Raw genomic sequence first — 12,549 nt, 5'->3', positions numbered from 1 at the left:
CACTCGTCCGCGGTCCACCACTCAAGTCTCGTTCAGCGCCCGGTCAGGCGCCTGGCCTGGGCAAGGTGAGCGGTCAGCCGCTCCTGTACGCGCAGCGTCGCCGCGTCCAGCGCCGTACGCGTACGCCGCCCGCTGCCGTCGCCCGCCGCGAAGGCGTCGCCGAAGACGACGTCGACGCGGCTGCGCAGCGGCGGCAGCGCCTTGACCGCCCGGCCCCGGCGCTCCGCACTGCCCAGCACGGCCACCGGCACCACGGGCGCCCCCGAGCGCACCGCGAAGTACGCCAGCCCGGCGCGCAGCGACGCGAAGTCGCCCTCGCCCCGGGTGCCCTCCGGGAAGATCCCCAGCACGCCGCCCCGGTCCAGCACCGCCAGCGCGTCGGTGACCGCCTTGCGGTCGGTGCCGGAGCGGTCCACCTTCAGCTGGCCGATGCCGCGCAGGAACGGGTCCAGCGGGCCGACGAACGCTTCCTTCTTGATCAGGAAGTGCACCGGCCGCGGCGCCGTGCCCATCAGCATCGGGCCGTCCAGGCCGTGCGCGTGGTTGACCGCCAGGATCACGGGCCCGGTGGGCGGCACCCGCCAGGCGCCCAGCACCCGCGGCTTGAACAGCCCGTACATCAGGCCGATGCCGATCCGCCGGCCGACCGCCGCGCCGCCCGCGCTGGGCAGCCGGCCGCCGTCCGCGCCCGCCGCTTTGCCGCTTTGCGTCACCGCGCCACCTTCGCGGCCATCGCCGCCTCGGTCAGCGTGACGACGCACTCGACGACCTGCTCCAGCGTGAGTTCCGTGGTGTCCACCTCGACCGCGTCGACCGCCTTGGCCAGCGGCGAGGTCTTGCGGGAGGAGTCGGCCGCGTCCCGCTTGACCAGGGCCTCCCGGGTGGCCGCCAGGTCGGCGGCCTCCTTGCCGGTCAGCTCGCCGCTGCGGCGGGCCGCGCGGGCCTCCGGCGAGGCGGTCAGGAAGACCTTCAGGTCGGCGTCGGGCAGTACGGTGCTGCCGATGTCCCGGCCCTCGACGACGATGCCCTCCGGGGCCCCGGCGGCGATCTCGCGCTGCAGCTCGGTGATCCGGGCGCGCACCTCGGGGACGGCGCTGACGGCGCTGACCGCGGCGGTGACCTCCTGGGTGCGGATCGGGCCCGCGGCGTCCAGGCCGTCGACGGTGATCGTCGGCGCGGCCGGGTCGGTGCCGGAGACGATCACCGGCTTAGCCGAGGCGTCCGCCACGGCGACCGCGTCGTTCACGTCGACGCCGTTGCTCAGCATCCACCACGTGATCGCGCGGTACTGGGCACCGGTGTCCAGGTAGCCCAGCCCCAGCTTGCCGGCGACGGCCTTGGACGTGCTGGACTTGCCCGTGCCTGCGGGGCCGTCGATGGCGACAATCACTGCAGCCGGGGCGGTCCGGGCGGCGGTTTCCACGGTGTCGAGCACCTTCCTTGAGCACGGGGCGGGGCGGGGGCCACTGCACACGGCCCCGCACAAGGTTACTGGCAAGCAGCGGCGCCCCGTGCAGCCCCGTGCCCCCGGGGCGCGGGCGCCCTACTGCCGTATCGACCAGCCCCGCTCGCGCAGCTCCGCCGCGAGCACCGACGCGGCCTGCGGCTCGACCATGAGCTGGATGAAACCCGCCTGCTGCCCGGTGGCGTGCTCGATCCGTACGTCCTCGATGTTGACCGCGGCCCGGCCCGCGTCCGCGAAGACCCGCGCCAGCTCGCCCGGCTGGTCGCCGATGTGCACCGAGACGATCTCGTAGGCGGCGGGCGCCGCGCCGTGCTTGCCCGGCACCCGCTCGCGGCCCGCGTTGCCGCGCCGCAGCACGTCCTCGACGCCGCGGGCGCCCGCGGCGCGCTTGTCCTCGTCGGCGGCCTCCAGCGCGCGCAGCGACCGTACCGTCTCCGCCAGGTCGGCCGAGACGTCGGCGAGCACGTCGGCGACCGGCCCCGGGTTGGCGGAGAGGATGTCCATCCACATCCGGGGCGCGGAGGCGGCGATACGCGTGACGTCCCTGATGCCCTGCCCGCACAGCCGCACCGCGGTCTCGTCCGCGTCCTGGAGGCGGGCCGCGACCAGGCTGGAGACCAGCTGGGGCGTGTGCGAGACCAGGGCGACGGCCCGGTCGTGCGCGTCCGGGTCCATGACGACCGGCACCGCGCGGCACAGCGCGACCAGCTCCAGCGCGAGGTTGAGCACCTCGGTGTCGCCGTCCGGGGCCGGCGTCAGGACCCAGGGCCGCCCCTCGAAGAGGTCGGCGGTCGCGGCGAGCGGCCCGGAGCGCTCCTTGCCCGCCATCGGGTGCGTGCCGAGGTACGCCGTCAGGTCGCACCCCAGCGCCTCCAGCTCACGGCGCGGGCCGCCCTTGACGCTGGCCACGTCGAGGTAGGCGCGGGCCGCGCCGCGCCGTATCGCTGCGGCCAGCGTCGGCGCGACGTGGGCGGGCGGCACGGCCACCACGGCGAGGTCGACCGGGCCCGGCGGCTCCTCGGCCGTGCCGGCGCCGATCGCGGCGGCGGTCTCGGCCTGCGCCGGGTCGTGGTCGGCCAGGTACACCTGCACGCCGCGGGCGTGCAGCGCGAGGGCGAGGGAGGTGCCGATCAGGCCGGTGCCGATGACGAGCGCGGTCCTCACTGGGCGATGTCCTTCCGCAGGGCGCCGGCGGCACCGAGGTAGACGTGCGCGATCTCGGCCTTGGTGCGGTCGGTCTCGACGTGCGCCAGGACGCGTACGACGCGCGGCATGGCGCCGGCGATGTCCAGTTCCTGCGCGCAGATCAGCGGGACGTCGGTGATGCCGAGCTGCCGGGCGGCCACCGCGGGGAAGTCGCTGTGCAGGTCGGGGGTGGCGGTGAACCACATGCTGATCAGGTCGTCCGGGACCATTCCGTTGCGCTCCAGGACGGCGGTCAGCAGCGCGGACACCTGCTCGTGCATATGCCCCGCTTCGTCCCGTTCCAGCTGCACGGCTCCGCGCACCGCTCGTACCGCCACGTCACCGCTCCCCTGAGTTTCCGCGTACGGCGCCCGGCGCCGACTCCTTACCGCAAGCCTAGCCAGCCGGGGGCCCTGTCCACGACGCCGGCCGGCCCGCGGGACACGGACCGGCCGGGTACGGGACGTGCGCGCCTACCGCCGCCCCGCGGCGCCGCCGCCCCGGGAGGCGAGGCGCTGCAACGAGGGGTCCTGCGGTATCTCGCCGTCGGGCGTCAGCCGGTCCACGGCCTGCGGCAGGGTGTGCGCGAGCTGCTTCGCCGCTTCCCCGGCGCTGACCCCGTTCTCCTCCGCGATCCTCTGGAGGGCTTCGTCCGGCAGCGCCTTCGCCACCTGCTCGGGGGTGACCGGCTCGTTGGCGCCCCGCCCCACCCAGGAGTGGGCCTGCCGCCCCAGCTCCCCCTGGAGGAGCTTGCCGAGCACGATCTGTATGCCGCCGCCGTGGCTGCCCCCGTACCCGGGGCCGCCGGGCACCCCGTGACCACCGGGCCCGGTTCCGCCCAGTGCCCCCATCAGCGATCCGATGAGGTTTCCTGCCGCCGGGGGCCGGCCGCCGCCGGGCAGCCGGCCCATCAGTCTCCCGAGGTCTGGTGATCCCGTCATGGCCGTGCCTTTCCGCGAATTCCTGGCGATTTCGATGAGGCTCACGCGACGAGTGACTTCATTCAAACGTACCGACGACGGGCATTTCCGCCACCCGAAACCGGCTGGCGCACACGTCTCCCACCAGCCACAATCCCCCTCATGCCGTCCCACGCCGCAGGCCACGCCCTCGTCACCGACCACACCGTCTACGCCTGCGTGATGGGGTCGCGCGCCTTCGGGCTCGCCACCGGGGACAGCGACACGGACCGGCGCGGCGTCTACCTCGCCCCCACCCCGCTCTTCTGGCGCTTCGAGAAGCCGCCGACGCACGTGGACGGGCCGCGCGAGGAGGAGTTCTCCTGGGAGCTGGAACGCTTCTGCGAGCTGGCCCTGCTCTCCAACCCGAACATCCTGGAGTGCCTGCACTCCCCCCTCGTCGAGCACGTCGACGACACCGGCCGCGAACTCCTCGCCCTGCGCGGCGCGTTCCTCTCCCGCCAGGTGCACCGCACCTTCGCCGGCTACGCGGCAGGCCAGCTCAAGAAGCTGGAGGCGGACGTACGGCAGCACGGCGCGCCCCGCTGGAAGCACGCCATGCACCTGCTGCGGCTGCTGCGTACCGCCCGCGACGCGCTGCGCACCGGCGTCCTCACGCTGGACGTCGGCGACGCGCGCGCCGAGCTGCTCGCCGTCAAACGCGGCGAGGTCACCTGGGACCGGGTCGAACGCCGGATGGCCGCCCTGGCCGAACAGGCCGCCGCGGCGGAACCCGCCTCCCCGCTGCCGCCGGAACCCGACCACCGGCGCGTCGCGGACTTCCTCTACCGCACCCGCCGCGCGTCAGCGCTCCGCTGCGCCGAGCCGCGCCCGTACGACGAGGTCGTGTAGCGCGTCGTGGCCGCCGGGGGCGTCCGGCAGCGCGGAGGCGGCCTGCGCCGCGTCCAGCCGGCCGTGCAGCTCCGCCACGTCGGCCCGCAGCCGCTCCACGTCCACCAGCCCGCCGGCCGCCCCGTGCTCCGCCTCCGCCTTGGCCGCGACCAGCTCGGGCACGTACGAGGGCGCCGCCACCAGCCCGGCCAGCGTGGGCAGATGCGCCTGCACCTCACCACTGCCCATCAGGTGAATGCCGGTCAGCAGCACCCGCAGCGTGTAGAGCAGCGGCTTGAGCTCGCCGGTCTTCTCGAAGAGGCGCCACTGCGTGTTCGCGAAGCCCCGGTAGTGGTGGGCGTGATGGCTGGTGAGGACGGCGGGCGCCAGCGCCGCCAACTCCTCGTGCACCGCACTCGTCCGCACCACCAGCGGCGAGAGCAGCTGCTCCAGCACGTAGCCGTTGCGCCGCAGCATCAGCCGCGCGAACTTGCGCAGGTCGTGCGTGACGAGATCGACCTCGACGCCGTCCCGGTCCGCCATCCAGGAGCGGGTCTCGTCCGGCTCCCGCAGCCCGACCAGCGCGGCGGTGGGCAGCAGGTGCGCGCCGCGCAGGTCCACGTCCGAGTCGCGGGAGGGGAAGCCGTACAGATGCGCGCCGGAAACCGTCGCGAAGACCAGCGGATCTCCCTCCCCCGCCGTCACCACACCCAGATCGATCTCCGGCAGCCCGGCCGCCTCCAGAACAGCGTTACGCATCCCACGCCTCCCCCAGCGCCAGCAGCTCGTCGCGGTACTCGATACGGCCCGCCCACTCCTCGGGCCACGCCCCGGCGCCCAGGTGGGCGCCGGCGAAGGCACCGGCGAGGCAGGCGATCGAGTCGGAGTCGCCGGAGGTGCAGGCGGCCCGGCGCAGCGCGGTCAGCGGCTCACCGGGAAAGAGCAGGAAGCACAGCAGACCGGTGGCGAGCGCCTCCTCGGCGATCCAGCCGGCACCGGTGGCCAGGCACGGATCGGCCTCCGGATTGGGCGCACGCAGCGCGTCGTCCAGCCGGTCCAGGACACCGAGACACTCGTCCCAGCCGCGAGCGATAAAGCTCTCCGGCGAAGAATCCCCCGCATACCGCCACAATTCACCAAGCCAGTCGGCCCGGTAAACCGCACCGCTCCCCACCGCATACGAGCGCAGCAGCCCGGTCAGCTCCTCCGGCCGGGCGCCCTGCGTGAGCACGTGCACGGCGTACGCCGTGAGGTCGCTGGCGGCGAGCGCGGTCGGGTGCCCGTGCGTCAGCGCGGACTGGAGCTGCGCGGCCCCGGAACGCTGCTCCGGGCTCAGCCCCGGCACCAGCCCGACGGGCGCCACCCGCATGTTCGCGCCGCACCCCTTCGAGCCGACCCGACTGGCCTCCACCCACGGCCGCGCGGGGTCGCTGAGCAGCTGACACGCCCTGAGGCAGGTACCGCCCGGCGCCCGGTCGTTGTCCGGAGAGCGCCACCAGTCCACGTACTCCCGCCGTACGGGCGGAAGCAGGCTCGCGGCGTCCAGGGCGCCGCCGCCCGCCACGGCCGCACGCAGACCGCGCCCGAGGGCGATGGTCATCTGCGTGTCGTCGGTGACGTACGCGGGATCGGGCAGGGCCGTCTCCCGCCACGGGCCCCACTTGGCCAGGATCGCGGGCACATCGTCGAACTCGGTCGGAAACCCGAGCGCGTCACCGAGCGCCAGCCCGATGAGCGATCCGGTCGCGGCGGACGCCATGAAAAGAACCACCCCTTAATCGTCACAATGACAATAAGGGGTGGTCCCAGCACTCGACAAGGCGCCCGGTGCTTACAGCTCGACCTCGCGCATCAGCATGCCGACCTCGGTGTTGGTCATCCGCCGCAGCCAGCCGGACTTCTGGTCGCCCAGCGAGATCGGCCCGAACGCCGTCCGCACCAGCTTGTCGACCGGGAAGCCCGCCTCGGCCAGCATCCGGCGCACGATGTGCTTGCGGCCCTCGTGCAGGGTCACCTCGACCAGGTAGTTCTTGCCGGTGTTCTCCACCACCCGGAAGTGGTCGGCGCGCGCGTAGCCGTCCTCCAGCTGGATGCCGTCCTTGAGCTGCTTGCCCAGGTCACGCGGCAGCGGACCCTGGATGGCGGCCAGGTAGGTCTTCTTCACCCCGTACCGCGGGTGGGTCAGCCGGTGGGCCAGCTCGCCGTGGTTGGTGAGCAGGATGATGCCCTCGGTCTCCGTGTCCAGCCGCCCCACGTGGAACAGCCGCGTCTCGCGGTTGGTCACGTAGTCGCCCAGGCACTGCCGCCCGTCCGGGTCCTCCATCGTCGAGACGACACCGGCCGGCTTGTTCAGCGCGAAGAACAGGTACGACTGCGTGGCGACCGTCAGGCCGTCCACCTTGACCTCGTCCTTGTCCGGGTCGACCCGCACGCCCTGCTCGGTGACGATCCGCCCGTTGACCTCGACCCGCGCCTGGTCGATCAGCTCCTCACAGGCACGGCGCGAGCCCATACCGGCCCGGGCCAGCACCTTCTGGAGCCGCTCGCCCTCCTGGTCACCGAACGTCTTGGGCGTCTTGACCTGCGGCTTGTTGTGCCGGGCCCGATTACGCTCCTCGACCTGCGCGTCATACTCACGCGGCCGCGCCGGAGCCTGGCCGCGGCCACGCTGCTGCTGGCCCTTGCCGCCGGGCTTGCCGCCGCTCTTCGGACTCGTACGAGGACCGCCCTTGGCACCGCCGCGGGCAGCCGCCCCACGGCCCTTGCGCTCCTCCGGGGCACCGCCCCGGCCGCCGCCCTCGCCCACGTCGTAGCGGCGCTCCTCGGGACGGGGCCGGCCGGCGCGCTGCTGCTTCTCGTCCTTCTTGTTGCCCGCACCCCGGTAGTTGCCCCTACCGGCGTCCCTGTTGTTCCTGCCGCTGCTTCGCATCAATGATCCGTCTGAGAGTCGTCGCCGCTGTCGTCTACGTCGAACGACGGAACACCTTCCCGGGAATCGCCCTCGACCGCCTCCGCCTCCGGGAGGAAGGGAGCAAGCTCCGGAAGCTCGTCCAGGCCGCGCAGGCCCATCCGCTCCAGAAAGTAGTTCGTCGTCCTGTACAGGATCGCACCTGTTTCAGGTTCCGTCCCCGTCTCCTCCACCAGACCACGCTGAAGAAGGGTGCGCATCACACCGTCACAGTTCACCCCGCGCACGGCCGAGACCCTGGAACGGCTGACCGGCTGACGGTACGCGACCACGGCCAGAGTCTCCAACGCGGCCTGCGTCAGCCGGGCCTGCTGCCCGTCCAGCACAAAGCTCTCCACGGCGTCCGCGTACGCGCCCCGGCTGTAGAACCGCCAGCCCCCCGCCACCAGCCGCAGGTCGAACCCGCGCCCCTGCCGCGTGTACTCCTCCGACAGCTCCCGCAACGCGAGCGCCACCTCGCGGCGGGGCCGCTCCAGCACCTTCGCCAGGTGCTCCTCGGTCGCAGGCTCGTCCACAACCATGAGCACCGCCTCCAGCGCAGGCTTCAGCGCCAGCTCAACAACCGAGAGCACCCCAGCGTGCCCTTCATCGACCTCCTCCACCCCCCTCACTCCTTCTCTCCCTCTTCCGCACCATCCCGGTCGAACTCATCCGTGACCACCGGCTCGGCCTCCGCACCGCCCGTCCACCGCACCGTCAGCGCCCCCAGGGCCTGATCCTGGTCCAGCTCCACCACACGCTCCCGGTACAGCTCCAGCAGCGCCAGGAAGCGCGCCACGACGGTCAGCGTGTCCGGCGCGTCCTCCGTAAGCTCGGCAAACCCGGCCTCCCCCACCGCCCGCAGCCGCGCCACCAGCACCTCGGCCTGCTCCCTGACGCTCACCAGCGGCGCGTGGATGTGATCGACGTACACCTGCGGCCTGGCCTTGGGCTGCATCGCCTTCACCGCGAGCCGGGCGAACCCCTCGGCCCCGATACTGATCACGACCTCCGGCAGCAGCTCCGCATGGTGCGGCTCCAGCCCGACCGTGCGGGGGTACCGGCGCCCCTCGTCCCCCAGACGCTCACTGAAAATGTCCGCGATGCGCTTGTACGCCCTGTACTGAAGCAGTCGCGCGAACAACAGGTCCCGCGCCTCCAGCAGCGCGAGATCCGCCTCGTCCTCCACCTCCGCGGCAGGCAGCAGCCGCGCCGCCTTGAGATCGAGCAGCGTGGCCGCGACGACCAGGAACTCGGTCGTCTGATCCAGATCCCAGTCCGCCCCCATCGCCCGGATGTACGCCATGAACTCGTCCGTCACCTTGGACAAGGCGACCTCGGTCACATCCAGCTTGTGCTTGGAGATCAACTGAAGCAGCAGGTCGAACGGCCCCTCAAAATTCTCCAGCCGCACAGTGAACCGCCCGTCACCGGCCTCGGGAGACGTGGCGTGATCTTCAGTCGTCAGCATCGCGGTCCATAGGAGGAAGAACGTTCGGTACGAGCGTATCCCCGCTTCGCGGGGGCGGTGAGACCGCCGCGCAGCGGGGAGCGCTGTCGCGCAAGGGTGAGGGGAGAGGGAAAGACACCAGCGGCGGAGCAGCCAGGGGGCCTCGGCCACGACGGCGAGTCAGCCGCTATCCGGGCCCGGGGCCGGGGACACGCAGGGGGCTCCCCGCAGCCGACACGTCGCAACACCAGGTTCAGCGTTCCAGACATGGCTTCCGCGACTGCGGTGAGGAGAGACCCCTGCGGGGCCCCGGCCCCCACCCACCCAGCCGTAGGCGCAAACGCGCGAAGCGCGAGCGGGGCTACCGCCCCCGCAGCCTCCGCACGAGAATGCTCGCATCCCCCCGCGACTCCAGATCCGCCAAAACCACCGCCACCGCTTCGCGCACAATGCGGCCGCGGTCGACCGCGAGGCCGTGTTCGCCGCGGAGGACCAGGCGCGCGTGCTCCAGGTCCATCAGTTCTTCCGCGGAGACGTAGACGGTGATCTTCTCGTCGTGCCGCTCGCGCCCGCTGGGGCGCCGGTTCGCGCCGCGGCCGCGCCGCCGGGCCGGCTGGGGGGCCGGGGCATCCCCCGCGGAGGCGCCCTTCGAGGGCTCCGCGTCCGACTCCCCACCGCCCTCGCGGTCTGCGCGGCCGCCGCGCCCGGCCGACTCCGGACCGTCCGGGCGTCCGTCCGTACGCCCCTCCGTGCGCCCGTCCGCGCCCTCACGAACTTCGCGAGGCTCGCGAGCCTCGCGGGCTTCGCGAACTCCCTCCGCCTCCGGCTCCCCGCCAGGCGCGGGAACTCGCGGTGGCTCCCCGTGCAGGGGGGAGCCACCATTGGCCGCGGCAGAGCCGTTGGTCTTGCGGGGTGCCGGGGACTGCAGCCCCGATCCCCCGGTCGTGCGGAACAACTCGTCGGCTCCGGGCAGACTCACTCGGCGTGACACCGGGCGAGCACCTCCCTGGCCAGCTGACGGTAGGCGGCGGCGCCGACGGAGTTGGACGCGTACGTGGTGATCGGCTCGCCCGCGACGGTGGTCTCCGGGAAGCGCACGGTACGGCCGATGACCGTGTGGTACACGTGGTCGTCGAACGCTTCGACGACGCGCGCGAGAACCTCGCGGCTGTGGACGGTCCGCGAGTCGTACATCGTCGCCAGGATGCCGTCGAGCTCCAGGTCGGGGTTGAGCCGTTCCTGTACCTTCTCGATCGTCTCGGTGAGCAGCGCCACACCGCGCAGCGCGAAGAACTCGCATTCCAGCGGGACGATCACCTTGTGGGCCGCCGTCAGGGCGTTGACGGTGAGCAGGCCGAGCGACGGCTGGCAGTCGATGACGATGTAGTCGTAGTCGGCCATCAGCGGCTTCAGGGCGCGCTGGAGCGTCGACTCGCGCGCGACCTCGCTGACCAACTGCACCTCGGCGGCTGACAAATCGATATTGCTGGGCAGCAGGTCCATGTTGGGGACCGCGGTCTTCAGCAGTACCTCGTCGGCCGACATGCCCCGCTCCATGAGCAGGTTGTAGACCGTCAGGTCCAGTTCCATGGGGTTGACGCCGAGGCCGACCGACAGGGCGCCCTGCGGGTCGAAGTCGACGAGCAGCACCCGGCGGCCGTATTCGGCGAGTGCGGCACCCAGGTTGATGGTCGAGGTGGTCTTTCCCACCCCGCCTTTCTGGTTGCACATCGCGATGATTTTGGCGGGGCCGTGGTCCGTCAACGGTCCTGGAATCGGGAAGTAGGGAAGGGGGCGCCCGGTGGGGCCGACGCGTTCGCGGCGCTGGCGGGCGGCGTCCGGCGCGAGTGTCGCGGCGTATTCGGGGTCCGGTTCGTACTCCGCGTCCGGATCGTAGAAGTGCCCCTCGGGCAGGTCGTCGTAGTCGGCGAGCCGGGTGGGTTCTGAGCCGCCCCGGTCGCCGGCCATGGCGTTCACGTGATGGCCGTCCATGCTCTGGTGGGCTGTCGTCGTCGTGCTCTGTTGGGTCGCGAAGGTGTGGACAGCGACGGAGCCGACAGCCTGGAGCCCCGAGGGACCCTGGCCCCGTGCAACCGCTCCTGGTCGACCACCTCCGGGAGTAAATGTCGACTCATTCACAAGTCGTCTTACCTCCTTGGATGTGACCAGGAAACTTATCGATAGGTCAGCGTGGCACTATGCCGACGGTTGGCGACTCTATGGCGTGTCGGGCGTTCGCAGCAACACAATCCGCCGGACCCGGCCCGATGTGTCGGCAATCGAACATGCCAATGTCAAGGGTGCAAGCAGCACAAGCCCGATGTTTCGAGGGTGTGCGAATCGGTTAAAGGGTTACGTTTTCGGCGAGTTGAGGACCGCATGTGCCGTTTCGGACATGCGGCGTGTCGGTAAACGGCCGCGGCCGGGCCTTGTCGCCAAGGCCCGGCCGGTCGTGCGTCATTGACGCGCGCTATTGACGCCTCAGCCGAGAAGCGTGCTCAGGTCGATCGCGTCCAGGCCGTGCGCCTCGGCGACCGGGCCGTAGACGACCTTGCCGTCGTGGGTGTTCAGGCCCTTGGCGAGGGCGGCGTCGCGGCGCAGCGCCTCGACCCAGCCGTTGTTGGCCAGCGACACGATGTAGGGCAGCGTGGCGTTGGTCAGCGCGTAGGTGGAGGTGCTCGGCACGGCGCCGGGCATGTTGGCCACGCAGTAGAAGACCGAGTTGTGGACCTGGAAGGTCGGCTCGGCGTGGGTGGTGGGCCGGGAGTCCTCGAAGCAGCCGCCCTGGTCGATCGCGATGTCGACAAGGACACTTCCGGGCTTCATCTTGGCGACCAGCTCGTTGGTGACCAGCTTCGGGGCCTTGGCGCCCGGGATGAGGACCGCGCCGACGACGAGGTCGGCCTCGACGACGGCCTTCTCCAGCTCGTAGGCGTTGGAGACGATCGTCTGCACCTTGGTGCCGAAGATCCGGTCCGCCTCGCGCAGCTTGTTGATGTCCTTGTCGAGCAGGGTGACGTGGAAGCCGAGGCCCACGGCGATCTGCACGGCGTTCCAGCCGGAGACGCCGCCGCCGATGACGACGGCCTTGCCCGCGGCCACGCCGGGCACGCCGCCGGGCAGCACGCCGCGGCCGCCGGCCTGGCGCATCAGGTGGTAGGCGCCGACCTGCGGGGCGATGCGGCCCGCGACCTCGGACATCGGGGCGAGCAGCGGGAGCTGGCGGCCCGCGGTCTCGACCGTCTCGTAGGCGATGGCGGTGGTGCCGGACTCCAGGAGGGCGTCCGTGCACTCGCGGGAGGCGGCCAGGTGCAGGTAGGTGAAGAGGGTCTGGTCCTTGCGGAGGCGGTGGTACTCCTCGGCGATCGGCTCCTTGACCTTCAGCAGCAGGTCCGCGGTGGCCCAGACCTCGTCGGCGGTGCCGAGGATTTCGGCGCCGGCCGAGACGTACTCCTCGTTCGGGATCGCGGAGCCGAGGCCGGCGTCCTTCTCGATGAAGACCTGGTGGCCGTGGCGGACCAGCTCGTGCACACCGGCGGGCGTGATCGCCACCCGGAACTCGTTGTTCTTGACCTCGCGGGGGATGCCGACCTTCACGTCGATCACGGTCCTTGTAAGAGTGCTTGCAGGAAAAATCCATGCATGCGAGGCATGCCGGGACTGACCGCGGTGTCCGCGGCCTGGCCAGTCTATTGAAGGATTCCGTGTTGTC

Annotated in this window: 14 protein-coding genes; 1 reads left to right on the top strand and 13 read right to left on the bottom strand. The window is 71.8% G+C overall.

Features of this window, described 5'->3' with window-relative positions; genetic code table 11:
- Positions 1-32 precede the first annotated feature (32 nt).
- The 5 genes from ACH4OW_RS35590 to ACH4OW_RS35570 form a co-directional block, all read right to left on the bottom strand.
- Positions 33-620 (bottom strand): lysophospholipid acyltransferase family protein, encoded by a 588-nt coding sequence (locus ACH4OW_RS35590; protein ID WP_360136663.1) that lies wholly within the window; start codon positions 618-620, stop codon positions 33-35.
- 89 nt (positions 621-709) lie between these two features.
- Positions 710-1,423, bottom strand: a complete 714-nt coding sequence (cmk, locus tag ACH4OW_RS35585) for a (d)CMP kinase (RefSeq protein ID WP_398032406.1) — start codon at positions 1,421-1,423, stop codon at positions 710-712.
- 120 nt (positions 1,424-1,543) lie between these two features.
- Positions 1,544-2,629 carry a prephenate dehydrogenase gene (locus ACH4OW_RS35580; RefSeq protein WP_360136624.1) on the bottom strand — a complete coding sequence of 362 codons (1,086 nt, stop codon included), beginning with the start codon at positions 2,627-2,629 and terminating at the stop codon, positions 1,544-1,546.
- Entirely contained in the window at positions 2,626-2,988 is a 363-nt protein-coding gene (aroH, locus tag ACH4OW_RS35575) for a chorismate mutase (RefSeq protein ID WP_398032404.1), read from the bottom strand. The genes ACH4OW_RS35580 and aroH overlap by 4 nt, the downstream gene beginning before the upstream one ends.
- Before the next feature lie 135 nt (positions 2,989-3,123).
- Entirely contained in the window at positions 3,124-3,591 is a 468-nt protein-coding gene (locus tag ACH4OW_RS35570) for a YidB family protein (RefSeq protein ID WP_398032402.1), read from the bottom strand.
- A gap of 141 nt (positions 3,592-3,732) precedes the next feature.
- On the opposite strand from ACH4OW_RS35570, the gene ACH4OW_RS35565 reads away from it, so the two are divergent.
- On the top strand, positions 3,733-4,461 hold the full coding sequence (locus ACH4OW_RS35565) for a DNA polymerase beta superfamily protein (protein WP_398032399.1): 729 nt from the start codon (positions 3,733-3,735) through the stop codon (positions 4,459-4,461).
- Here ACH4OW_RS35565 and ACH4OW_RS35560 read toward each other — a convergent pair.
- From ACH4OW_RS35560 to ald, 8 genes are all read right to left on the bottom strand, one after another.
- The gene (locus ACH4OW_RS35560; protein ID WP_398032396.1) at positions 4,414-5,199 is read right to left on the bottom strand and encodes a DNA polymerase beta superfamily protein; all 786 of its coding nucleotides are present in this window, start codon (positions 5,197-5,199) and stop codon (positions 4,414-4,416) included. The genes ACH4OW_RS35565 and ACH4OW_RS35560 overlap by 48 nt on opposite strands.
- Positions 5,192-6,199, bottom strand: a complete 1,008-nt coding sequence (locus ACH4OW_RS35555) for an ADP-ribosylglycohydrolase family protein (protein ID WP_398032393.1) — start codon at positions 6,197-6,199, stop codon at positions 5,192-5,194. The genes ACH4OW_RS35560 and ACH4OW_RS35555 overlap by 8 nt, the downstream gene beginning before the upstream one ends.
- Positions 6,200-6,271: 72 nt before the next feature.
- The gene (locus tag ACH4OW_RS35550; RefSeq protein WP_360136618.1) at positions 6,272-7,369 is read right to left on the bottom strand and encodes a pseudouridine synthase; all 1,098 of its coding nucleotides are present in this window, start codon (positions 7,367-7,369) and stop codon (positions 6,272-6,274) included.
- Positions 7,369-8,010, bottom strand: a complete 642-nt coding sequence (scpB, locus tag ACH4OW_RS35545; RefSeq protein WP_360136617.1) for an SMC-Scp complex subunit ScpB — start codon at positions 8,008-8,010, stop codon at positions 7,369-7,371. Before scpB ends, ACH4OW_RS35550 begins: the two co-directional genes overlap by 1 nt.
- A 5-nt stretch (positions 8,011-8,015) precedes the next feature.
- Positions 8,016-8,858, bottom strand: coding sequence for a ScpA family protein (locus ACH4OW_RS35540; protein WP_360136616.1), 843 nt, complete (start codon positions 8,856-8,858; stop codon positions 8,016-8,018).
- Between the two features lie 340 nt (positions 8,859-9,198).
- Entirely contained in the window at positions 9,199-9,828 is a 630-nt protein-coding gene (locus ACH4OW_RS35535; protein WP_398032389.1) for a hypothetical protein, read from the bottom strand.
- A complete protein-coding gene (locus ACH4OW_RS35530) occupies positions 9,813-10,829 on the bottom strand; it encodes a ParA family protein (RefSeq protein ID WP_030671551.1) in 1,017 nt (338 codons plus the stop codon). The genes ACH4OW_RS35535 and ACH4OW_RS35530 overlap by 16 nt, the downstream gene beginning before the upstream one ends.
- A 489-nt stretch (positions 10,830-11,318) precedes the next feature.
- Positions 11,319-12,434: an alanine dehydrogenase gene (gene ald, locus ACH4OW_RS35525; RefSeq protein WP_360136662.1), complete on the bottom strand. Its 1,116-nt coding sequence runs from the start codon at positions 12,432-12,434 to the stop codon at positions 11,319-11,321.
- Between the last annotated feature and the right edge of the window lie 115 nt (positions 12,435-12,549).

It is taken from the genome of Streptomyces sp. NPDC017056 (assembly GCF_044332485.1).
In the GTDB taxonomy this organism is placed as follows: domain Bacteria; phylum Actinomycetota; class Actinomycetes; order Streptomycetales; family Streptomycetaceae; genus Streptomyces.
Note: the sequence above shows the minus strand (reverse complement) of the source record. Positions and strands in the feature narration are given on the sequence as shown.

Bases quoted from the DNA above. Each gene is read 5' to 3' on its own strand.
- ACH4OW_RS35530 (WP_030671551.1), bottom strand. From the start codon at position 10,829: ATGGACGGCCATCACGTGAACGCCATGGCCGGCGACCGGGGCGGCTCA.
- ACH4OW_RS35560 (WP_398032396.1), bottom strand. From the start codon at position 5,199: ATGCGTAACGCTGTTCTGGAGGCGGCCGGGCTGCCGGAGATCGATCTG.
- ACH4OW_RS35590 (WP_360136663.1), bottom strand. From the start codon at position 620: ATGTACGGGCTGTTCAAGCCGCGGGTGCTGGGCGCCTGGCGGGTGCCG.
- ACH4OW_RS35540 (WP_360136616.1), bottom strand. From the start codon at position 8,858: ATGCTGACGACTGAAGATCACGCCACGTCTCCCGAGGCCGGTGACGGG.
- ACH4OW_RS35550 (WP_360136618.1), bottom strand. From the start codon at position 7,369: ATGCGAAGCAGCGGCAGGAACAACAGGGACGCCGGTAGGGGCAACTAC.
- ACH4OW_RS35555 (WP_398032393.1), bottom strand. From the start codon at position 6,199: ATGGCGTCCGCCGCGACCGGATCGCTCATCGGGCTGGCGCTCGGTGAC.
- ACH4OW_RS35570 (WP_398032402.1), bottom strand. From the start codon at position 3,591: ATGACGGGATCACCAGACCTCGGGAGACTGATGGGCCGGCTGCCCGGC.
- ACH4OW_RS35565 (WP_398032399.1), top strand. From the start codon at position 3,733: ATGCCGTCCCACGCCGCAGGCCACGCCCTCGTCACCGACCACACCGTC.